This window comes from Planococcus sp. BI3 (assembly GCF_056680115.1).
Genome location: NZ_CM155266.1, coordinates 3105227 through 3127163, shown reverse-complemented (window position 1 = coordinate 3127163; position 21937 = coordinate 3105227). Strand labels below are relative to the sequence as shown.

The 21937-nt window shown below is 44.3% G+C and carries 20 protein-coding genes; 7 read left to right on the top strand and 13 right to left on the bottom strand.

The window, feature by feature from the left end; all coding sequences use genetic code 11:
* Positions 1–203 precede the first annotated feature (203 nt).
* Both AC1MEO_RS15640 and AC1MEO_RS15635 read left to right on the top strand, forming a co-directional pair.
* A complete protein-coding gene (locus tag AC1MEO_RS15640) occupies positions 204–911 on the top strand; it encodes a pseudouridine synthase (protein WP_480331942.1) in 708 nt (235 codons plus the stop codon).
* 14 nt (positions 912–925) lie between these two features.
* Positions 926–1642: a DUF6904 family protein gene (locus AC1MEO_RS15635; protein ID WP_480331940.1), complete on the top strand. Its 717-nt coding sequence runs from the start codon at positions 926–928 to the stop codon at positions 1640–1642.
* 594 nt (positions 1643–2236) lie between these two features.
* Here the strand turns inward: AC1MEO_RS15635 and AC1MEO_RS15630 are convergent.
* Complete coding sequence (locus tag AC1MEO_RS15630; RefSeq protein WP_480331938.1) at positions 2237–2536, bottom strand: cupin domain-containing protein; 300 nt, start codon at positions 2534–2536, stop codon at positions 2237–2239.
* Between the two features lie 213 nt (positions 2537–2749).
* Between AC1MEO_RS15630 and AC1MEO_RS15625 the strand changes: the two genes are divergently transcribed.
* Positions 2750–3166, top strand: coding sequence for a hypothetical protein (locus AC1MEO_RS15625; protein WP_480331936.1), 417 nt, complete (start codon positions 2750–2752; stop codon positions 3164–3166).
* Between the two features lie 537 nt (positions 3167–3703).
* Here AC1MEO_RS15625 and AC1MEO_RS15620 read toward each other — a convergent pair.
* From AC1MEO_RS15620 to AC1MEO_RS15600, 5 genes are all read right to left on the bottom strand, one after another.
* The gene (locus AC1MEO_RS15620; protein ID WP_480331934.1) at positions 3704–4120 is read right to left on the bottom strand and encodes a CBS domain-containing protein; all 417 of its coding nucleotides are present in this window, start codon (positions 4118–4120) and stop codon (positions 3704–3706) included.
* Between the two features lie 148 nt (positions 4121–4268).
* Positions 4269–4991 (bottom strand): amino acid ABC transporter ATP-binding protein, encoded by a 723-nt coding sequence (locus tag AC1MEO_RS15615; RefSeq protein WP_480331932.1) that lies wholly within the window; start codon positions 4989–4991, stop codon positions 4269–4271.
* 12 nt (positions 4992–5003) lie between these two features.
* Positions 5004–5672 carry an amino acid ABC transporter permease gene (locus AC1MEO_RS15610; RefSeq protein ID WP_480331930.1) on the bottom strand — a complete coding sequence of 223 codons (669 nt, stop codon included), beginning with the start codon at positions 5670–5672 and terminating at the stop codon, positions 5004–5006.
* A gap of 29 nt (positions 5673–5701) precedes the next feature.
* Positions 5702–6541 (bottom strand): transporter substrate-binding domain-containing protein, encoded by an 840-nt coding sequence (locus tag AC1MEO_RS15605; RefSeq protein ID WP_480331928.1) that lies wholly within the window; start codon positions 6539–6541, stop codon positions 5702–5704.
* 75 nt (positions 6542–6616) lie between these two features.
* Positions 6617–7459, bottom strand: coding sequence for a MurR/RpiR family transcriptional regulator (locus AC1MEO_RS15600; RefSeq protein WP_480331926.1), 843 nt, complete (start codon positions 7457–7459; stop codon positions 6617–6619).
* 432 nt (positions 7460–7891) lie between these two features.
* Here AC1MEO_RS15600 and AC1MEO_RS15595 point away from each other — a divergent pair, with 432 nt between their 5' ends.
* From AC1MEO_RS15595 to AC1MEO_RS15580, 4 genes are read left to right on the top strand one after another with little or no spacing between them, the layout of a single operon-like run.
* Positions 7892–8641, top strand: a complete 750-nt coding sequence (locus tag AC1MEO_RS15595) for a carotenoid biosynthesis protein (RefSeq protein ID WP_480331924.1) — start codon at positions 7892–7894, stop codon at positions 8639–8641.
* Complete coding sequence (locus AC1MEO_RS15590; protein WP_480331922.1) at positions 8638–9312, top strand: lysophospholipid acyltransferase family protein; 675 nt, start codon at positions 8638–8640, stop codon at positions 9310–9312. The genes AC1MEO_RS15595 and AC1MEO_RS15590 overlap by 4 nt, the downstream gene beginning before the upstream one ends.
* 2 nt (positions 9313–9314) lie before the next feature.
* Complete coding sequence (locus AC1MEO_RS15585) at positions 9315–10415, top strand: glycosyltransferase family 2 protein (protein WP_480331920.1); 1101 nt, start codon at positions 9315–9317, stop codon at positions 10413–10415.
* Entirely contained in the window at positions 10412–11905 is a 1494-nt protein-coding gene (locus AC1MEO_RS15580) for a phytoene desaturase family protein (RefSeq protein ID WP_480331918.1), read from the top strand. Before AC1MEO_RS15585 ends, AC1MEO_RS15580 begins: the two co-directional genes overlap by 4 nt.
* Positions 11906–12076: 171 nt before the next feature.
* On the opposite strand, the gene AC1MEO_RS15575 is transcribed toward AC1MEO_RS15580, so the two are convergent.
* From AC1MEO_RS15575 to AC1MEO_RS15545, 7 genes are all read right to left on the bottom strand, one after another.
* On the bottom strand, positions 12077–12907 hold the full coding sequence (locus AC1MEO_RS15575) for a phytoene/squalene synthase family protein (protein WP_480336122.1): 831 nt from the start codon (positions 12905–12907) through the stop codon (positions 12077–12079).
* A complete protein-coding gene (locus AC1MEO_RS15570) occupies positions 12907–14364 on the bottom strand; it encodes a phytoene desaturase family protein (RefSeq protein WP_480331916.1) in 1458 nt (485 codons plus the stop codon). The genes AC1MEO_RS15575 and AC1MEO_RS15570 overlap by 1 nt, the downstream gene beginning before the upstream one ends.
* Positions 14361–15887: a phytoene desaturase family protein gene (locus AC1MEO_RS15565; RefSeq protein WP_480331914.1), complete on the bottom strand. Its 1527-nt coding sequence runs from the start codon at positions 15885–15887 to the stop codon at positions 14361–14363. The genes AC1MEO_RS15570 and AC1MEO_RS15565 overlap by 4 nt, the downstream gene beginning before the upstream one ends.
* A 265-nt stretch (positions 15888–16152) precedes the next feature.
* The gene (locus AC1MEO_RS15560) at positions 16153–16719 is read right to left on the bottom strand and encodes a 3D domain-containing protein (protein WP_480331912.1); all 567 of its coding nucleotides are present in this window, start codon (positions 16717–16719) and stop codon (positions 16153–16155) included.
* A gap of 247 nt (positions 16720–16966) precedes the next feature.
* A complete protein-coding gene (locus AC1MEO_RS15555) occupies positions 16967–18412 on the bottom strand; it encodes a DEAD/DEAH box helicase (RefSeq protein ID WP_480331910.1) in 1446 nt (481 codons plus the stop codon).
* Between the two features lie 94 nt (positions 18413–18506).
* A complete protein-coding gene (locus AC1MEO_RS15550; RefSeq protein ID WP_480331908.1) occupies positions 18507–20378 on the bottom strand; it encodes an alpha-E domain-containing protein in 1872 nt (623 codons plus the stop codon).
* Complete coding sequence (locus tag AC1MEO_RS15545) at positions 20378–21835, bottom strand: circularly permuted type 2 ATP-grasp protein (protein WP_480331906.1); 1458 nt, start codon at positions 21833–21835, stop codon at positions 20378–20380. Before AC1MEO_RS15545 ends, AC1MEO_RS15550 begins: the two co-directional genes overlap by 1 nt.
* Positions 21836–21937 lie beyond the last annotated feature (102 nt).

Genomic DNA, 21937 nt, shown 5'->3' with positions numbered 1-21937 from the left:
TTCTCCCCTTTACTCGTTTTACTGATATGTACGCGCTTACATTCGTTCTGATATCACTTGGCGCATCAATAACAGCTTCCCTTCTATATTGTCAAACTAATCTAAAAATAGCAACTGTGAAACACCGAAATTTTTTATTCGCCCCCACAGTTCATGTATAATGAGAGCGAGACTAGGAAATACAGAACTGAGAGGAATTAATTATGCGAATCAATAAATTTTTAAGCGAAACAGGAATCACGTCCCGGCGCGGAGCCGATAAATTCATCGAGGCAGGACGTGTAACCATCAATGGCGAGCCTGCCGAACTCGGCAGCAAAGTCGAAGCTCGGGACGAAGTTCGGGTCGATGGCAAAATCATTGAACAGCCAAAGCAGCAATATGTCTACTTGGCATTGAACAAACCGATTGGCATCACCAGCACAACCGAACGCCATATTGAAGGGAATATCGTCGACTTCGTCAACCATCCCGAACGAATTTTTCATATAGGACGCCTTGACAAAGATTCGGAAGGGCTTATCCTATTGACGAATGATGGCGATATTGTCAACGAAATCCTGCGTGCTGAAAATGAGCATGAAAAGGAATACATCGTCAAAGTCGACATGCCCATCACCGAATCCTTTTTAGCAAAAATGGAGGAAGGCGTTGAAATACTCGATACGAAGACACTTCCAGCCAAAGCTGATAAGCTGTCCACCTACACGTTCAAACTGACTATACGTCAGGGTCTGAACCGCCAAATCCGCCGTATGTGTACGGCACTTGGCTATGAAGTCCGAGCTCTGCAGAGAGTCCGGATCATGAACATTTCACTTGGAGATCTCGCTGTTGGTGAATGGCGCGATTTGACCGAAGCTGAACGCAATGAGCTATTTGCAAAGCTCGACTACACACCAAAACGCTGAGGAGGATATAGGATATGCTGACTATGAAAAGCACGCCGAACCATACAGGTGTTAAAATCAGCGGTGATTACTTTGACATGGATGAACTCAATCAGGCGATTTACAAAGTCATCGGGCAGGAAGATCAGTACTATGGCTATGAGGGATCCCGAATGCGAATTCTTGGCATTTCCTATGAAATCCGCCATGCTGCCCAAGGGGATCGCAATGTGGATTTCGTGTTCAACGGCCTGCACGAACACACGATGAAGCAGCATGAATTCATTGCCCCCGACAAAAATATCTACTTTTCCGTTGAAGTGCTGTGGCCGGAATTGCTCTATGCTGCCATCGCTTTGAAAGATTTCGTTAGATTCTATCAAGAAGATAAAAAATCCCCTCTTTGGGATGTCCACTTGCCTGTCATTTACCGCTTCCAGTCTTTGGTTCTCGACTGTCTTCAGGGACATGTTCCAAAAGAAGAATTCGAACTGATTGCGAAAGCCTTCAATCAGCCGGTTACCGTAAATGATTACGCAACCCAGTATATAGACTTTTTAAATTTAAAATACATCGGCATGACCAAAGAACAACGTGAACAAAACTTATCAGCCATCGCCATGAAGATCGCGGTGCAGGACCAGGATTACACTGTCTTCCGCAACCAGGTCCTCTCCGTCGCCACTCCACACAAAAAGCCGATTCACGAAATCAATATAAAAGCAGAGTACCCAGAGGAATTTGAGTGGTAGCCCGAAAAGCGGAAGTGCCTGTTCAGCTCTGACAGGTGTAAGACGATCTGGCGAAGCGGCATCTCTTCAGCCGCACAGCCAGAGTGGCTTACATCCCGAAGAGCTAGGCGCTGCAGCTGGACAACACCGAAAAGCGGAAACGGCCGCACAGCTCCGACAGGCATAAGACGATCTGGCGAAGCGGCATCTCTTCAGCCGCACAGCCAGAGTGGCTTACATCCCGAAGAGCTAGGCGCTGCAGCTGGACAACACCGAAAAGCGGAAACGGCCGCACAGCTCCGACAGGCATAAGACGATCTGGCGAAGTGGCATGTTTTCAGCCGCACAGCCAGAGTGGCTTATGACCCGAGGAGCTGGTCGTTGGAGCTGGACAACTAGAAAAGCGGAAGCGCCTGTTCAGCTCTGACAGGTGTAAGACGATCTGGCGAAGCGGCATCTCTTCAGCCGCACAGCCAGAGTGGCTTACATCCCGAAGAGCTAGGCGCTGCAGCTAGACAACACCGAAAAGCGGAAGCTGCCAAAAGCAGAAGCGCCCATCTTACCTTCCAACTCTCAACCCATAAAAAAACTCACGCTTTGTTAGCGTGAGTTTTTTTATGGAGTAATTTGAATGACCATGAGATCACTGGATTCAATTGCCGTCAGACTGTGCTTTTCTTTCGGATCCATATGCAGAATATTATCAGGTGATACTTCCACCGTTTGCCCTTCTACATTAAATGAAACCTTTCCGCTCCGTACAATAATGACGACATCTGCCACCGAGTCGTGCTCAGCAATCTTTTCCCCTGCCTGTAATTGGATATTGACGACTTTGGTTTTGCCGAAACTTAAAGCTTTATGGACATACTTGTTTTTTTCTCCTAATGCATTTGGTGTTTTTATTATTTCCATCTCGTCACCTCATTCCTTTTCCAAACCATACACTCAGGAAAGTTAAAAGAAAAGGGATAGATGGTCGCCTTGGAAAAATCAGTAAAATAACATGCATTCTTCTTCCAAATAAATGGATGTCCGCTTTTGAAAACTTCACCCGGGGGTTAGGAAGTGATTTGTAAAGGGTATTATTCAACTAGGAATGTTTAATTAGCTGAGGAGCGTGATTTTATGTATAGATTTTTCATCCCATTGAGTCTGGTTATAGTGTTGTCTGCGTGCGGAGAACCTGCGCCTGAAGTTACAGAAGAAAGCCAGACCGAAGTAGGGGCCCCTGAAGGAGAGCTGGATCCCACCGCTCCTGAAGAAGCCGAAAATGCGGAATTTGTGAGTTTTGAAGAATTAGCTTCTGGAAATATCGAAGAAGGCACTGGGGTTTCTGTCCAAGGAACAGTCGAAGAATTGGCAGATGACATTGCCTTTCCTTCATTTATTATTGCATATGAAGAAAACCGTATCTATATTCGGAATATGGCAGAAACGCCGGTAGAAATAGGTGATAATATCACGGCGGATGGAATTTACGAAGGCAATGCTGAAGAAGATATGCCGATGATTTCCGCTTCCATCATTGAAAAAGCAGAATAGACGCCTTAAAAAAGGGCTTGCTTGCTTTGACGCCGACTAGATGTATCGTACGCGGCAACGGCCAAGTAAAGTAGAAGTTCGGAAAGATACTTTGATCAAACAACCATCAGCAGCCGGGAATTCAGGGAGGTCGCTGGACTCTGTTCTCCGTCAATCGCTTTAAACCTGTTAACGGGCGCTTCATCAAGGCACCGCCACTACTTATTGCGGACGTATTTTAGCTTGTGGACAGTATTGTGCCGAGTTTGGACAGTATTGGACTTTAGTCAAGAAAGTGGACATTATTTTTAGCATTTGGACTGTATTTCACCTAACTTGGACTGTAAGCTCTATTAATGGAATAAAACAATTCTTCTTTTCAAATAAAATCCAAAAAAAGACCTTGGCCCACAATCTCCTGAAAACTGCTGGCATCCGCAAACTGCTTTCGGGGAAAACTGCATACAAAGCTAAAACCGCTGGAGAAAAATCAATCATTTTCTCCAGCGGTTTTAGTTTAGGGATTTAGAGGACAGCTACTTTTTCTCCGTTCTGGTATTAATCCACTTCAGAAATTTCGATGATGGTATTTTCGGCATGGTGGTTTTCTGAATCATCTCTGATTGCTAAATCCCCTAAAGAAACAATGCCGATTATGCGGTCATTTCCGACAATTGGCAGCCGCCGAATCTTATGCGCCGCCATCAAATCAGCTGCTTCTTCAATTGTTAAGTCTACCGTTCCGGTAATAACTTCTTCAGATAAGATTTCAGCAATAGCGGTATCGCCAGGAAGATGGTCAGCTATGCCCCGAATGACAATATCCCTGTCTGTAACAATTCCGACCAAACGGTCTTCTTCGCAGATTGGGATAGATCCCACATTGATTTCCCGCATTTTTGAAGCAACCTCTTGAAGCGTTGATTCAGGCATACACGTTTCGACATCAGTCGTCATGATTTCTTCGATTCTCATCCCTTCTGCCTCCTCACGTCATCCGATTACTATACCTTATCCGTTTTGTCGAACACCAAACGTCAATCAATAAAAGAAAGGAGGAATCGGTTCATTTGAACCGACTCCTCCTTTCAAATATGGTATTTTCAACCCACTTGCCGATTGGTTATTCGACAAGCTGAATAAATTGCTTGGTCCGTTCATTTTGTGGATTTTCAAAGAAAGTTTTCGGGTCTGCCGATTCAATGATTCTTCCCTCATCAATCATGATGATGCGGTCTGCTACTTCTTTGGCGAATTTCATCTCATGGGTGACGACGACCATGGTCATCCCTTCTTCAGCCAACTGTTTCATAACCTGCAACACTTCTCCAACCAGTTCTGGATCGAGTGCTGAAGTCGGTTCATCAAACAGCATGACCTTCGGCTGCATCGCAAGGGACCGCGCAATAGCGACACGTTGCTTTTGCCCGCCGGAAAGCTTGCTTGGATAGACCTCTGCTTTATCTTTCAAGCCTACTTTTTCCAGCAATTCCATGCCTAGTTTTTTGGCTTCTTCCTTCTTCATCTTTTTGACAGTAACCGGCGCTTCTATGACATTTTCCAATACCGTCTTATGAGGAAACAAGTTAAAATGCTGGAACACCATGCCGACTTCGGCACGTATTTTCGTTAGGTTATCCTTTTTCGGGTTGACCGTATGGCCATCGATGATAATTTTTCCTTCATTGATCATTTCAAGAAAGTTGAAGCACCTGAGAAGTGTACTTTTCCCGGAACCACTGACCCCAACAAGTACAACGACTTCCTGAGGTTTGACATGAAGGTCTACACCTTTCAACACCTCGAGGTCACCAAAGGATTTATGAATGTTTTCTCCAGTAATCATGTTAGTCCCTCCTTAGGCTCTGTCGACATCGAGTTTGTTTTCATACAAACGCAATAAGAATGTGAAGATCATAACAAGTACGAGGTAGTAAAGCGCAACAACCAAGAATGACTCAAATGGCTGGTAGGACTGTGCAGCTTCCCGGTTTCCAAGAGAGAAGATTTCCGCTACCCCGATAATATAAACAAGTGATGAATCTTTCAATGTGATGATAAACTGATTGCCAAGCGGCGGAATCGAGCGGCGCAAAGCCTGTGGAAAAACGATTCGGCTCATTGTCTGGCGGCGGTCCATCCCCAATGACATACTGGCTTCACGTTGTCCAGGATCGATTCCCTGAATCGAACCACGGAAGATTTCCGCAATATAAGCACCATTATGGACACCGAGTGCAATGGCACCCGCCCAGAAATTCGACATGGTATAAATTTCGACGATGCCGAAATATAAAAACATAATCTGTACGATCAGCGGAGTACCGCGGATGATCGTAATGTACGTATTGGCAATAGCCCGTAAAATTTTCGATCCTGAAATCTTCATCAGCGCAAAGATAAGTCCGATGACTGTCCCTAAAATGACACCGATTGCTGTCAATTGAAGTGTAACGACAGTGGCCTCTAAAAATCCAGGGTATGTTCGCATGAATACATCATAAACTGTTACAAATATCTCTGGCATAAACGCCACTCCTCCCGATCTCAGCTTGTTTAGTTGAGAATTTCAATTCCTTCAAGATCTACATCGAGGAGGTTACGCCCAAACCACTTCTGAGAAATTTCATCGTATGTTCCATCTTCAATAATAGCTGCCAGTGCTTCGTTGATTGCTTCAAGCAAGGCTTCGTCTTCAGGACGCACAGCAACAGCTGCTTGTTCAATCCATAATGGATCGCCGACCATTTCAATTTCCAAACCTGCATTTTGTGCTTCAAATCCTACTACATCAGCCGTGATAACAGCATCTAAACGGCCTTCAACTGCTAAATCCTGTAATGCAACTACATCACTATTGTAATACTGGATATCATCTGTGTATTTTTGGGCAGCCGTATCGTAGGTGCTTTGTCCAACTACGCCGATTGTTGCGCCTTCAAGATCTGCTTCTGAAGTGATTTCCGTATTTCCTGCACGGACGAAAATTACTCCGCCTGAATAATAGTAAGGATCAGAAAATGCAACTTGCTCAGCACGCTCTTCTGTAATTGCCATCGACCCTAAAATCGCATCGTAGCGGTTAGTCGTCAACCCCTGAATGATCGTTTCAAATGGAGTTGTCACCGGATTTGGTTCCAAGCCCATCTCTTCAGCAAGCGCGTTGCCGATTTCGATATCAAACCCCGTTAGATTACCGCCTTCTTCATAATTGAATGGCTTATAAAGCCCACTTGAAGCAGAAGTGAATTTCCCTTCTTCCACCAAGTTCAAATCGCTGTTTCCGCCTTCTGTACTTGATCCTTCTTCCGAACTGGTTGAGTCGTCTCCCCCACAAGCTGCCAATAGCATTCCTGCAGAAAATACTACACTTAAAAATGATAATTTCTTTTTCATTTTGCTCTCCCCTTTTCGTTTATAGTTGACCAAATCGCCGAGGCGTTTCGGAATTTCCCGGTAAATTGAGTGTTGCTACATAAAAAGATTCCGCTCTCTGTAGAGAGCTTCTGCCTTTGCCCAATTGCCATTTACTTTTTCCTGTTCTTTGACATAAACAAATCGCATGATCGACGTTAAAAGCGCATGGACAGATGTGTATGAATCAATACTTAAAGTCGAATTCATGGACACGGTAAGAACATAGTCTGCGTAGGCAAGAGCAGGCGATTCTGCTGAATCAGTCAAAACAATCACTTCTGCTCCTTGTGATTTAGCGTTTTTCAATGTATCGATGACCACCCTGGTATAGCGAGGAAACACAAAAGCAATCACCAGATCCCTTTTTCCTAATTTGGAGAGCTGAGTATAGTATTCTCCAGTTGAAGGATACATCATTTCCGTATGATCAAGCGCTAGATTCAGCCAGTTGGCGAACCAATGAGCTAGGCCATAATCGAAAAAATTGCCGGTAACATACACACGATCTGCTTGACTGATTTTATCGACTACTTGAAGAAGATCTTCTTCATTTATCGTTTTTTTCAGCTTAACAATGCTTAAAATTTCGGCATCCAATAAATTCTCCAAAAAAGACTGATCAGCAACAGGTTCCGGAACTTTTTGCTCTGCCTTCTCGAAGCGTTCTTCAGCCAGCTTTCGCTGTATGATCTGCTGGAACTCCGCATAACCCTTGTATCCAAGTTTTTGTGTCCACCGTATTACTGTCGATTCACTGACATTCACCCGCCGGCCGACTTCGAGAGCAGAAGAGAACGCTAAAAAAATGGGTTCTTTAAAAAATAAATCACCGACCTTTTTTTGGCCTGAACTAAATTCCGGATAAGAATCAGACACACTCCGCAGTAAATCCTGCATATTTAACGCCTCCACTCGAAGAACACACTCATTTACTCTTCTAAAGTATACTAGTATGCAGGAAACCCTGCAATAGTTTACAGAAAATTCAAGAATAACTGCATTCTCAGATATATCCGCTTATATAGCTGAAGGCTGGTGTATCAAGGGTTTTCCGCTGGAACGTGCAGGAAAATTTTCTAGATAAATTTTCACTTTAATTCAAATAAATACTCTATTTCCACTGGATAAATGTTCAATATCATTCGAAGATTTCAAGAATAGATAATTAGATACAAGATATAATCCCCTTGTTTTGTAAAATCAAAACCCGCTGGGCAATTTTCTCCTACAAATATTCTTCTTCGTACTATGGGCTTTCACATGTTTTCATATTTCAGCCAGACTCCTGTATAATATTTGTATAAGTCATTTTTTGAGGAGCTGTTCACGGTGTGGGAAAATCGAATCTTTAAGCTTTTTATTTTTTGGTACATCTGCGGCATTATTTTACTGGGCTTTGACCTCCTGCCTTCCTGGCTGGAATGGGCAAACGCATTCTTTTTGATGTTGGCAGGCACACTCGGATTTTTGTATTTCCTTAAACGTTTCGGTGTTGCCAGCGGTGCAGTGCTGGGCATCCTCATATTCTTTTCAACATTCATTGTGGAATGGGCCGGTGCAGACAGCGGCTTCCTGTTTGGTTCTTATGATTACACAGACCGTTTCGCTCCAAATATTTTCGGTGTTCCGATTGCCATCGGTTTCGCCTGGTTGATGGTCATGGCCACTACACATGTAGTCGCACGCTGGATTGTTCCCGCCGGCGGCTTACTGTATGCAATCGTCGGTGGGATTGGCGCAGTAATCATTGATCTGATCATCGATCCTGTAGCCTATCAAGTAAAGCAGTATTGGATTTGGGAAGACACCGGGCTTTATTACGAGATTCCCTGGACCAATTTTTTCGGTTGGTTTGTTGTGGCATTTGTCCTTCACCTGGTTATCGACTTGGCAATGAAGAAGAAAACCATGGTTATGGCGTCAGAGTTGCCTGAAAAACGGATGGTTCTTCTATACGTATTGATGATCGCAATGTTCATCATGCTGGGAGCAATCGGCGGGTTATGGCTGGCCTCTTTACTGACTGCCTTCTTAACTGCCTTAATCGTCTTGCTGGCATGGAAGAGGCGGCCCTTATGATCCATGCGAAGAAATCGGCTTTGTTTGAAACAGGCTTTAATATGTACTTGACGCCCCTCATCCGTTCGTCCTTTTCCCGTATTCTTGGACAAGGTGTAGAAGCCATTCCAGAAGAGCCGGTCCTGTTTATTGCCAATCATAGTTCCTGGTGGGATGGCCTGGTCTTTTTCTATTTGAATCGCACCGTCTGGCATCACGATATCCATATGATGATGCATGAAGAGGGACTTAAAAAGCATTCCTATTTTCGTTACCTCGGCGCATTTTCCATCAACCGCAAGAAACCGAAAGAAATCCTGACTTCGCTTCAATATGCTGAAACCTTATTGAAGCAGGGAAAATCAGTAGTTCTCTTTCCACAGGGAGATGAATTTCATCTCGAAGCACGCCCTCTCGCTTTTCAAACCGGGGTCGCCTACCTGATGGAGCATTGTCCGGAAGTTCCGGTGGTGCCGCTCAATTTTTATTATTCATTCGGGCATCAGCAAAAACCCGAACTTTGGATCCAACAGCATCCGCCTGTCCGGACCGAAGAAATCGCGCACATGACACGCAAAGAAAAAACGCTTTACCTTCAGCAGTTTTGCACTGAGCAACTCGATTCCTTAAAGCATACAGTCATCAGCGAAAACAGCAGCGCGTTTGAACCACTTGGAAAAAGGAGGAGATGATTATGGCTCTTTATATCGGAATCCATTTGTTTTTTTTAGCCTGGATCATCATTAATCGCCTGTTTCTTCCTGCTCTTCCTAAGCACGCTATGCCTTCGGGGGATCCTTTGGTGTCCGTTCTGGTTCCAATGAGAAATGAAGAACGCAACGTGGATGTCCTGATAAAATCCTTAAAGAATTCCTCTTACGGCCATACGGAATTCATCATCCTAAACGACCAATCAACAGATGGCACACAAGAAGAGCTGGAACGGAAGATTGCCGGAGATTCCCGTTTCACCATCCTGCAGGGCAAAGAATTGCCGGATGGCTGGGTTGGGAAAGTCCATGCCTGCCACCAGCTGCAGCAAGCCGCTTCGGGAGATTTTTTATTGTTTGTCGATGCGGATGTCCGCTTCAGGCCAAAAGCGATTGAACAGTCGTTGGCGTTGATGCAGCGGAAGGATGCACAGCTCTTGACCGGTTTCCCGGCTTTTGATGTTTCTCCATTTCTCAGCAAGCTTCTCGTGCCGATGCTGCATTTTGTGATTTTATTTCACTTGCCTTTGGCCTTAGCCAACTACACAAAATTTAAAGCAGCGACAGCGGCCAATGGGATGTGGATGATGTTCGAAAGGGATAGTTACCAAAAGATCGGCGGACATAGAGCGGTCCAAAATTCACTGGTCGAGGATGTCCATATTGCCCGGGAAATGAAGGCTAAAGACTTTAAAGTGGTTTTGGCGAATATTACGATGTCGGTAAAATGCCGGATGTATGACACCAACGCTGAAGTATGGGAAGGGTTTCTGAAAAACAGCTACGCTGGAATCGGCCGTTCTCCTCTGCTTGCAGCTGTCCTCATCCTTTTCTATTCAGTTTTTTACATCCTCCCGCCGGTTCTGGCCGTTTACGGTCTGTTCAGCGGACTTTATTCATGGATGATCCCTTACGCGCTGACAGTAGCTCAGCGCTGGTATGTGGATATGGTAACCAATCAACGCTGGTACTTGTCATTCCTGATCCCTCTTCAGGCAGCAGCGATGCTCGGGGTACTGATTGGATCCATGCGCAAATCACTTAAAAAACAGCCCTATTCATGGAAAGGAAGACATTATTCATGAAAAAAATTGTTATAGTCGGCGGCGGATTAGGCGGACTTGCCTCCGCGGTGACGCTTGCCCATGCAGGATTCCAAGTCGACCTCTTCGAGAAGAACGGCCATCTCGGCGGCAAGCTGATGCCCGTTGAACTGGGGAGTTACCGTTTTGATTTTGGGCCGAACACCATCACGATGCCTGCAGTGTTTAATCAAGTCATTTCACAGACTGGCGCAAATCCTCAGGACTATTTAAACTTTATTCCATTGCAGGCCCATACACGCAATCATTTTCCTGATGGCAATGCATTCGATTTTTCCAGCACTCAGGAAGAGATGATTCATCAACTCAAAACGCTTGATCCTGCAGCTGCTGATAAGTACCCTGCGTTCCTAAAAGAAATCAGCCGCCTTTACGAATTATCGGAACGCTACTTTTTTCCGGTGACCTTCCAATCCTGGCGCGATTATCTATCGCCTTCTCTCGGTTTTGCACTTTTGCAGGTGCGGCCGGCTGAATCCATGCATCATTTTTTCCAACGATACTTCAAGAACCCTTTAGTGGTTCAGGCATTCGACCGGTACGCCACGTATATCGGCTCTTCCCCTTATCGGGCACCGGCCACATTTTCCATGATTGCTTATTTGGAATTGGTTGAAGGCGTCTATTATACAAAAGGTGGCAATACCGGAATCGCTAAGGCCTTTGCTGCTGTCGCGGAGAACTCCGGCGCGAAATTGCATACCCGGACAGCAGTCACAAGAATAATTACAGACGAGGGCCAAGCACAGGGCATCGAGCTTGAAGACGGAACGCAGATTGCTGCTGACCTGGTCATTTTGAACGGTGATCTGCTATCAGCATTTCCGGCTTTGGTCCAAGAAGCGGAACGCCCATCTTTAAACGATGCGAAGATTGCTGCTTTTGAACCATCGATTTCTGCCTTTGTCATTACTGTCGGTTTAACTGTACGGCTTGAGATTCTAAAGCACCACAACGTCTTTTTCTCATCGGATTATCGTCAGGAGTTCACTGATTTGTTTGATGCTTCAATTTACAGTGACGAGCCGACCGTCTACATCAGTAATTCTTCCTACACGGATCCTTCGGTTTCACCGGATGGCGACAACCTGTTCATCCTGGTTAACGCACCCGCATTGACGAAAGAAGGGCATCTGCAAATAGAGCCAGAGGCATACAAAGAACGAATCTACGACTTTCTCATGAGCTACGGGGTCGATATCCGCAGCCACTTAGCTGAAGAGAAAATCTTTACACCCGCTTTTATCCGTGACAAATTTGGTTCATTCCGCGGCGCTCTATATGGCCCTTCGTCCAACCGTCCAAAAGACGCTTTTCTGCGGCCTGCCAATGCCAGCCGCGATATCCGCAATTTGTATTTTGTCGGTGGCAGCACCCATCCCGGCGGCGGTTCGCCAATGGTCGTGTTGAGCGGCTTGAACGTAGCGAATAAAATCATTGCGAAATTCAAAAAAACACCTCCATCATCGTGATGGAGGTGTCTTTTTCGATTGGAATAGGATGTGTTTCCGCTTTTCTTGTTGTCCAGCTCCAACGGCCAACTCCTCGGGTCATAAGCCACTCTGGCTGTGCGGCTGAAAAACGCCGCTTCGCCAGATCGTCTTATGCCTTTCGGAGCTGTTCGGCCGTTTCCGCTTTTCGTACTACAAACAAGCCAAAATTGCTTGTTTTGATTCTTCTGGTACGTAATGCTTTTCGCAGAAGACGTTGTATTGCTTTGAACGAATGGTTACTAAAATTTCGCGGTATACCAGCGCTGCCCCTTTAACAGGGACTCTTGAAGACAATGGGTAGTCCTGAATCGTTTCAAATGCTTTTTTGTAATGGAATTCAGCTGTTTCCGCCATTTCTTCCCACACAGCGACAAATTGCGGAGTGACTATTCCGGAACGCAGCTCATCTTCGCACAACTCATATTTCCCCATGATTTCTTCGGGCAAATAAATTCTTCCCATTTCCAGGTCTTCGCCAATATCACGTAGAATGTTGGTGATCTGCATTGCATATCCTAGAGAAATAGCGCCTTCTTTCAGGATGCCTGTTTTTCCTGGCGCCAAAATTGGCAGCAGCATCAAGCCAACCGTACTCGCCACATAATAGCTGTAATTCAACAGTTCTTCCATTGTCCGATAGCGGTTGATGGTCAAATCCATTTCCTGTCCAGTGATCAATCCCCAGAATGCCTCGACATCCATTTCGTGGTTTTCAAATACATGTGCCAATGCCACCCACATCGGATTTTCAGTATCATAGATTCCGGTCAGAAATTCTTCAAAATCCATTTTAAGCCGTTCAAGTTCTTCTTTTGGATTGAGCCCTTCATCCACAATATCGTCGACTGTCCGGCAAAACGTGTAAACAGCCCAGACAGCTTTGCGTTTTTCTTTCGGCAACAAAGAAAATGCTTTGTAAAAGCTCTTCGAATGCGTAGCGATGACTTTTTCACAAGAGGTATAAGCATCTTTCAGCTTCATCATGCACTGCCCCTTTCCTTTGCAAAATCGCCTTGGATTTGCTCTGCCAGCAGTTTTGCACCTTGCATGACAATTGGTATTCCCCCTCCAGGATGAACAGAAGCACCAACCGCATACAAGCGATCTGTTTTATATGGTTTGACTTGGGGACGGAAAACACCTGACTGAAACAAAGTAGGGCCAATTCCAAAACTGCCTCCTTTAAACAAACCGAAAGCTTCTGCTTCTGAAGGAGTCCGGACTTCCATCCATTCGACCGCTTCCCGGAAATCCGGAAAAGCCAATTCTTCCATTCGATCAATGATCCTGTCGATCCAGGCTGTATCTTTCGCCCAATCGATATCTGTCCCTGAAGGCACTGGTACTAATACATACAAGACACCCTTTCCTTCCGGAGCCAGCGAATCATCGATTTTCGAAGGATGGAACGTATAGATTGCAGGGTTTTCAGTCTTCCGTTTTTTTACAAAGACATCATCCATGTGGTCTTCATAACTGTCACCAATGAAAAACTGGTGGACATTGCCTTCTTCATATACCTTATTTAACCCAAAATACAGTAAGACACATCCTGAAGAAGCTGTGTAGCTTTTTTTCTTCTGCTCAGGCAATACTTTTTCAATGCCTGGAAAATCACCATTGTAAACAACAGCATCAAATGCTTCAAAGCCTTCTGCTGTTTCGATTCCCTTGGCTTGCTGGTTTTCTGTCACTATCCGTTTAACCGGACAGTTTGTTTTGATGGTTAGATTATTGCGTGAGCGCAGCTTTTTTTCCAAAACTGGGATCAGGCTGCCATATCCACCTTTTAAATAATATACCCCATGTTCATGTTCGCTAAAAGGAACAAGCGAATACATGGCCGGTGCACGGAATGGGTCTCCACCAATGTACAAGGATTGCAGCGAGTAAGCCAATTGCAACCGCTCATCCCGAAAATAGTTTGATGTAAGTTTTTTGACAGACTGCTGAGGCTTCAGCTTCAGTAATTTCTTTATATTGGAAGCTGTAAAAAAATCGGCTTTATTGACAAATGAATGCTCTAAAAATGAGGATTTGCCGATTTCAAAACGCTTGCGCCCTTCTGAAATGTACCGAAGAAATCCTTCTTTTTCAGCCGGAAAGACATTTTCGATTTCTTCCAGTTGACGATTGATATCGGGATATTTGGTATAGACGGTGCCATCTGGAAAACGAATGGAATAAAGAGGATCACATAATAGCAATTCGATGTCTTCCGCTGGAATTCCTGCTTGCTGAAGCAGCTCTTTAAACATTTCCGGCAACAAGACAATGGTAGGACCCTGATCCACCTTAAAGCCGTCCCTTTCGACAAAAGTTAAACGGCCGCCCAGCTTTTCCTCTTTTTCAAAAATCGTGACATCAAAGCCCATATCCGTTAAATACAGGGCGCCCATCATGCCGCCGACGCCCCCGCCGATCATAGCAATTTTCATGCAAATCCCTCCAATGCGGGAAGAGGAAGAATCGGAATTCCGTTTTTGCCATGCTGCTCAAGAATTCCGTTGGCCGTGATGCGTGCAGATTCCAGGATAGTCGGCAATCCGCTTCCGGGATGAGTGCCCCCGCCGACCAACCAGCAATTCCCCAGTTCTTCAAATTTATTATGTGGACGAAATACCATCATTTGGGTCAATTGGTGGCCCAGATTGAATGTCGCACCTTGATAAACCGAGTAATCTTCCTGCCAGCCCATCGGTGTCAGCATTTTTTCAACTTCGATATGATCCCGCAGGTTCTTGAATTCTGTTTTTTCTTCAATAATGTCCAGAACCAGCTCCCGGAACACATGTTGTTCTTTTTCCCAGCCAATGTCGCTGAAGTTATTCGGGACAGGAGCTAAAATATACAGCGCTGATTTCCCTTCAGGTGCCAATGTCGGATCGGTCACGCTGGCGTTTTGCACATAAATAGAAGGATCTGCAGAAAGGATGCGTGATTTTGTCATCTCTTCAACATTCTTCTTATAATCTTTTGAAAACACAATGGTATGATGCGAAAGGTCATACTTTTTATCAAGGCCTAAATACAACATAAACGTTGAACAGGAATATTTTTTCTTCGCCAGTTTTTCAGGTGTGTATTTTTTCAGGATTCCTGGTTCGACCAAGTTATTCATGGCATGGGCAAAATCGCCGTTGATGATCACTTCATCGGCTGCTTCGCGCTGCCCGTTTTCCAGGTCTACGCCTTTAACTTTGCGGTTCTCAATCCATAATTTCTTAACGCCTGTGCTGGTATGGATTTTGCCGCCCAGTTCTTCCACTACTTTTGCCATCGCTTGGGACAGTTGGTTTACTCCACCGATTGGATGATAAATGCCATAAGCGTGTTCCATATACGCTAGGATTGAAAAAGCGCCAGGACATTCCCATGGTGACATGCCCAAGTATTTAGATTGGAAAGCAAAAGCCATTTTCAATCGTTCATCTTTAAAATAACGTGACAATACATCATACAAAGTTTTGTTCACTTCGAGTTCCGGCAAGGCTTTTAAGACCTTCGGCTGAACCATTCTGAAATAGCTGTCCATCTTTGTTTGAAGAATCGGAGATAATGCTTCCAGTTTCTTTCCGGTTTCCTTCATGAAGCGTTCGTATCCGTCGCCATCACCTTTGAATTTTTCATTGATTTGTTTCTTCATTTCCTGGTTATTGCGTGTCATTATCAAGTTCTGATCTTCAAAAATCAATTCATACATAGGATCCAGTTCAATCGCATTCATATAGTCTTTTAAATTGCGGCCTGTTGCTTCAAACAGCTCTTCCACTAGATGCAGCATGCTCAAAAATGTTGGACCCGTATCAAAAGTAAAATCGCCAAGACGCAGTTCTGCGTTTCTGCCTCCTACCCATGGCTGTTTCTCATAAACATCCACTTGGTATCCTTTACTGGCCAATAACATAGCTGCAGCTAAGCCGCCAGGTCCGGCCCCTATCACAATCATTTTCTCCGACATAACAGATGCCCCCATTTCAAATTACCCTAAAAAATTCTACATTTCTTATACAAATATTATACCGTCTAACTTTAAAAAAGACTATTTATTTGAATTTACCCTCTTTCCCTATTTTTAACGTCTTAGCAAGCAACCAAATTGATGCGGAGAGGAGAGTTAATGGTGGAGAAAGAATTTTTTTGGCGAAATATGAATCTAATTTCCGGTATTATAATGCCGTAGTCCATAAAAAAATCCGGCTCATAAAAATGAGCCGGATTTTTGCTTATTTCAATATTTTTATTTTTACGTTTTTGCGTCCCCACTTAAGCGCTTTGCTTTGAGTTGGAAGGAAGACGTCAATTTTTTTCCCTTTAATGGCACCGCCTGTATCGCCAGCGACAGCATAGCCATAACCTTCAACATGAACTTTCGTTCCCAGTGGAATCACTTTCGGATCCACCGCGATGACTTTAAGTCCCGGATTTTTTTTCAGGTTAAGCCCTGTTCTCGTGATGCCTGAACATCCTTTGCAGTATGCTGTATAGGCAGTTGAACTTACTGTGAATTCTTTAGCTACCGATCCGCTCGTAGAACGGGAAGGGGTTGTTTTTTTGGAAACTGGCTTTGCTGCCGGCTTTTTCAATTTAAGTTTTTGTTTTGGATGGATGGTATTGGATTTTAGGCCGTTCCAAATTTTCAAGTTGCTGACTGAAACTTTTTGGGATTTTGAAATCTTATATAATGTATCCCCGCTTTTTACTGAATATGTAGTTGATGCGGCTGAACTGTCAATCGAAGTGGCTAGGAATAAAATCAGTGCAAAACTTAAGACTGCCAATAGTTTTTTCAATCTGCTATCCCCTTTGCTTTTTCTAAGTACAACTAAAATAGCATGGGAATATTACAGGCATGTAACAATAAAGGACATGTTTCATTACAATACCGCTTCATTTCGTGACAATAGTATTGCCTAGCCTCTTTAATAAACCTAAATTATGGGTTTTTAAAAGCCTTTTATCCCATTCTATATGATTCACTGAGATTTTATTCTCCAAGAAATAAAAAAGCACGGGCATCAATATGCCCGTGCTTCCTGCTTATTTATTTGCTTTGTGCACTTTCAGCGTTTTTCCTTTTATCGTCTTATCTTTCATGGCTTTCAGTACCATCGGGCCTTTGCCATTCAAAATATCGATATACGTTACTGTATCCTGGATCTTAATGATCCCGATGTCTTCAGCAGTTACTCCAGGAATGCTTGTCAACGTGCCAACAAAATCAAAAGCACGCAACTTCTTTTTCTTGCCGCCATTAAAGTACAGCTTGAGGATATCTTTATTGACTTGCTCATTCTTATTTTTCTTCAGCTTCGGACGGCTTTCAAGTTTTTCTGTAAACGCCTGCATCGCTTCATCCACTTCATAAGATGAAGGAGCCGTTCTGCGCGGAATCTCAAATCCGACGTAATCCTCTATTTCAGTTAGGAATTTATCTTCGTTTGGTGTGACGAACGAAATGGCTTTCCCAGTTTTTCCAGCACGTCCTGTACGGCCTGCACGGTGCACGTAGCTTTCTTTTTCCATCGGCAGGTCATAGTTGATGACATGCGTGATGTTGTCGATATCAATTCCACGGGCTGCGACATCGGTCGCCACCAAATAGCGGAATTCACCACGTTTAAAATCATTCATGACCGCAGTACGATCTTCCTGCAGCATGCCGCCATGCAATTTATCGCATGTGTAAAAATGCTTCTCCAATTGCTCCATGACAAAGTCGACATTGTCTTTTGTCCGGCAGAAAATGATGCAGCTGTCCGGATTTTCAACGATGGTCACATCACGCAGCAAGGAAAACTTTTTCTGTTCCGCTACAACAAATAGCGAATGATCAATTTTAGCCGTCAGATTTTCTGTAGAAGCAATTTCAATATGCTGAGGATCGATCATGTATTTTTTCTGCAGGTTTTCAACATTTTCAGGCAAAGTTGCTGAAAATAGCATCGTGGTGCGCTGTTTCGGCAATTTGTTGATGATTGCTTCCACTTGTTCTACAAAGCCCATGTTCAGCATTTCATCCGCTTCATCCAGAACCAGGTATTCAATGCGCTCCAGGTTCAACGTTCCGCGTTCAATATGGTCAAGCACCCGGCCAGGCGTTCCGACCACAACGTGGCATTTTTGCTTGAGTTCAGCCTGCTGGTAGGCAAATGGCTGTTTGCCGTAGACTGCCGCTGCTTTGATGCGCTTGAAACGGCCGATATTTGTCAAATCCTCTTTGACCTGATCGGCCAATTCACGCGTTGGCGTCAAAATCAATGCCTGAGGTTTATTTTCTTCCCAGTCGACCAGTTCGCAGATTGGAATACCGAAGGCTGCTGTCTTTCCGCTGCCCGTCTGGGACTTTACTGTTATGTCAGTCTTTGAAAATGCGACAGGAAAAACTTTTCTCTGCACTTCTGTCGGCTCGGTATATCCAAGTCCTTCTAGGGCCTTTACGATCGGTTCACTTATGCCATATTCTTTAAATTGTTTCGTATTCATATTCGCTCTCCATCTCCGTTCAAAAATTCAGGTTCTCCTATTATCGCACGGATTTGAAAATTCTGCTGTTAAACGATTATTAAGTTTTATCCCCTCATTGATCCATCAGGCTGACAGAGACTTTAACATCCAGAGACTGGCTGCCGCCGCGGTAAACGCCTTGTACTGGGCTGACGTCGTTATAATCCCGTCCAACCCCCACACGGATATGGTTTTCCAACGCTTCCACGTTATTTGTCGGATCCAGGCCGACCCAGCCAATTCCTGGCACCATCACTTCTACCCATGCATGGCTTGCAGCGTCTCCGACAAGCGCGGAGTTCTCGCCAACATATAAATAGCCGCTGACGTAACGGGCCGGGATGTACTTGCTGCGCAGAATCCCCAGCATGACATGCGTAATATCCTGGCAAACGCCTTTTCTCAGCTCAAAAGATTCTTCGGCTTTTGTGTTGACGGTCGTCGATTCCCCGTCATAAGTAAAATGCTGATGGATGTATTCCATGACATCAATTGCATACTGTACCGGATTTTTCATTATTCCCAGTTCACGATCAATTTGGCTCATTTGCTCCATCGTTAAATACGTATAGGCTGTATTGCTTAAAAATGCCAGATAATGTTCCCCGAATAATTGCGAATGAAAAATGGTGCTCATTTCAGGTGAATAGTCGATTCGGTGAATAAACGGACTTTTTTGGATACTGACAATCGACGTTGTTTTCACTTCCAGATGCTGATGATGTTCTGCGATAAAAAAGGTCTCCACATGGTTTCCCCAAATATCGATGTGTTCCTTGGTCAAAGAAGCCGGCGTAATTTCTGCCCGGTACGACAGGAGGCGCTGACATTCATCAGTTCGCGGCTTTAAGCGAATGGAGTTCATGCTTTGATCGACAATGGTTTCGTACTCGAAAACATTCGTATGTTCAACTTTATATTTCATAGAAGTTATTCCTTTCACGCCCATGCTTTGTGATTGGCTGGACTCCATCGGTTTTGTCTCCGAATCGCTTAAATAATAGGTTTTTGAAAATATTTGCCCGACTTCATTGCAGCCATTCTGGAAATCATTCAGGAAATCCATAATTTCATCTGAGTTGAGCTCGTCTATACTGATCCCTTCAAACTCTTCCTGCAGCTGATCGAGTTTTGCATAAAGCTCCCATGAATAATGAGAGATTTTTCCGCCTTCCAGCTTATCGACTGCATTGCGTACATTCATCAGGCAATAGCGGATTGAACGCGGGAAATTCGTATTGGCAATCAGGAACGTCAATACTTTTTTCGGATCCATCTGCGGAGGGTTCATTTTCAGGTATGCATTATAGCCATTGGTCATACGCAACGCCGCCAACCAATAATAATAATCCTCGGATTGTACTTCGAGTACGCGCTCTCTTGTACGTTCACAAACCACATTTAAAATACGCGCTGTTTTTTCTGCACGTTCCAGCCATTTTGCGATTTTAATGATCTGGTAAGGTACCCCTCGGGACATGGCCGATTCGACAATTCCTTGGGTGATCAAAGATGTTAGTTTCACTTGTTCGAGAAACTGACGCATTTCTTTGACTGTACAGCTTTGCTGATCTATTTCCTTCAAAGTTAAATAACAGCCATTCCAAGCTTCCCAATAATCATCAGGAATATGGTCTCTGCTGATTCTTGCATTTTCGCGAATGATTTTTACACAGCTTGCAACGGAATTAAAATTGGTTTCCTCCATCGCCAAATAATGGACAAGCTGGTCTTCCTGATAGCTGGGCATGGATTTGATCTGCTCCATTGTTTCTGTCGACGCACAAATTTCATAGATCAGCTTCCAATCACTGTTCCGAATCAGTTCTTCATCAGCGGCTTCGATCATCTGCAATAATTGCACGTCTAAAATGCGGGCGTTATTCTCCGCTCTTTCGACGTTTCTTGACATCCAATACAAAGAATTTGCTACACGGCTAAGCATTAGGCGTCCCCCTCTTCTTCTCTTTTCTTGAACACCCACGTATCCTTCCCGCCGCCGCCCTGTGAAGAATTCACAACGAGCGAGCCTTCTTTTAAAGCTACCCGTGAAAGCCCGCCCGGCATCACATGCGTATGGACTCCCCGGATCACAAAAACCCTTAAATCGACATGGCACGGGTAAAATTCTTCTCCTTGATACGCAGGAGCCCTGGATAATTTAATGGTTGGCTGGGCAATATACTGGTGAGGGGATTCAATGATTTTTTCGCGGAACTTTTCAATCAACTCTTCTGATGCATGCGGTCCGACCAGCATATCGTAACCGCCTGAAGCACCCACATTTTTGACCACCAATTCGTTCAAATGATCCAATACCCATTCCCGCTCTTCCGGGTTGTCCAATAGATAGGTTTTGACATTATCGATTAGGGGCTCTTCATTCAAGTAATAGCGAATCATATCCGGAACATAGGCGTAAATCGCCTTGTCATCCGCCACGCCATTGCCGATGCCATTCAGAATGGCCACATTGCCTTTTCTGTAGGCCAAGAGCAATCCGGGAACACCCAATGCTGATTCGGCCAAAAATGCTTCCGGATCCAAGTAATCGTCATCAATCCGGCGGTAGATAATATCCACCCGTTTCAATCCCCTGATTGATTTCATGTAGACGATATTCTTTTTGACGATCAGGTCGCGGCCTTCCACCAAATCGATTCCCACCTGCTGTGCTAAAAATACATGGTCGTAATAAGCAGAGTTATACATCCCCGGTGTCAATAACACAGCAAAAGCCTTTTCTTTTCTCGATTCCGGTGCATGATCCAATATGGCTTGATGCAAATGGGAAAGCTGGTGCTCGAGGGTATGAATCGATTGACTGGCGAAAAATTCGGGGTAAACCTGGCGCATAACATACCGATTCTGATAAACGTAAGACAAACCTGATGGGTTGCGCAAATTATCTTCAAGCACATGATATTTGCCGTTCTCATCACGAATCAAGTCTATTCCAGCTAAAAAGATGTGATTTTTCAGCGGGATATCAATGCCCTTCAGCTGCTCATCATAATAATATGGATTTTCCTCGACCAAACGCCTTGGAACAATTCCATCCTGAAGAATGCGCTTTTCATGATACACATCTTCCAGAAATCGATTGAGCGCTTCTGCTCGTTGGATCATCCCTTTTTCAACCACTTCCCATTCTTCCGTGGGAATGATGATGGGGACAAAGTCGAAAGGCATCGTTCTTTCTGTACCTACATTGTTGTTATACACAGTGAACGTGATGCCTTGCCTCAAAAACGCCAATTGAGCTGTTTCATGTTTTTCCCTCAGCTCTTCTTCCGAAAATCGCTGGAGTACATCGAAGAATTTTCGGTAATGCGATTTCGGTTTTCCTTGCGGCGTAAACATTTCATCAAAAAATGCTCCTGTTGAATATGTTTTAAACAAGCGAGCAGCCTCCCCATATGTAGAATATTCAGACAAAAAAGAATTGAGAAAAAAGCTATGCCGTTTCTCTAAACGAGCATAGCTTTTCCTGATTCCATTATA

Coding starts and splice junctions, on each gene's coding strand:
- AC1MEO_RS15640 (WP_480331942.1), top strand. CDS start 204: ATGCGAATCAATAAATTTTTAAGCGAAACAGGAATCACGTCCCGGCGC.
- AC1MEO_RS15635 (WP_480331940.1), top strand. CDS start 926: ATGCTGACTATGAAAAGCACGCCGAACCATACAGGTGTTAAAATCAGC.
- AC1MEO_RS15630 (WP_480331938.1), bottom strand. CDS start 2,536: ATGGAAATAATAAAAACACCAAATGCATTAGGAGAAAAAAACAAGTAT.
- AC1MEO_RS15625 (WP_480331936.1), top strand. CDS start 2,750: ATGTATAGATTTTTCATCCCATTGAGTCTGGTTATAGTGTTGTCTGCG.
- AC1MEO_RS15620 (WP_480331934.1), bottom strand. CDS start 4,120: ATGAGAATCGAAGAAATCATGACGACTGATGTCGAAACGTGTATGCCT.
- AC1MEO_RS15615 (WP_480331932.1), bottom strand. CDS start 4,991: ATGATTACTGGAGAAAACATTCATAAATCCTTTGGTGACCTCGAGGTG.
- AC1MEO_RS15610 (WP_480331930.1), bottom strand. CDS start 5,672: ATGCCAGAGATATTTGTAACAGTTTATGATGTATTCATGCGAACATAC.
- AC1MEO_RS15605 (WP_480331928.1), bottom strand. CDS start 6,541: ATGAAAAAGAAATTATCATTTTTAAGTGTAGTATTTTCTGCAGGAATG.
- AC1MEO_RS15600 (WP_480331926.1), bottom strand. CDS start 7,459: ATGCAGGATTTACTGCGGAGTGTGTCTGATTCTTATCCGGAATTTAGT.
- AC1MEO_RS15590 (WP_480331922.1), top strand. CDS start 8,638: ATGATCCATGCGAAGAAATCGGCTTTGTTTGAAACAGGCTTTAATATG.
- AC1MEO_RS15585 (WP_480331920.1), top strand. CDS start 9,315: ATGGCTCTTTATATCGGAATCCATTTGTTTTTTTTAGCCTGGATCATC.
- AC1MEO_RS15580 (WP_480331918.1), top strand. CDS start 10,412: ATGAAAAAAATTGTTATAGTCGGCGGCGGATTAGGCGGACTTGCCTCC.
- AC1MEO_RS15575 (WP_480336122.1), bottom strand. CDS start 12,907: ATGAAGCTGAAAGATGCTTATACCTCTTGTGAAAAAGTCATCGCTACG.
- AC1MEO_RS15570 (WP_480331916.1), bottom strand. CDS start 14,364: ATGAAAATTGCTATGATCGGCGGGGGCGTCGGCGGCATGATGGGCGCC.
- AC1MEO_RS15565 (WP_480331914.1), bottom strand. CDS start 15,887: ATGTCGGAGAAAATGATTGTGATAGGGGCCGGACCTGGCGGCTTAGCT.
- AC1MEO_RS15555 (WP_480331910.1), bottom strand. CDS start 18,412: ATGAATACGAAACAATTTAAAGAATATGGCATAAGTGAACCGATCGTA.
- AC1MEO_RS15550 (WP_480331908.1), bottom strand. CDS start 20,378: ATGCTTAGCCGTGTAGCAAATTCTTTGTATTGGATGTCAAGAAACGTC.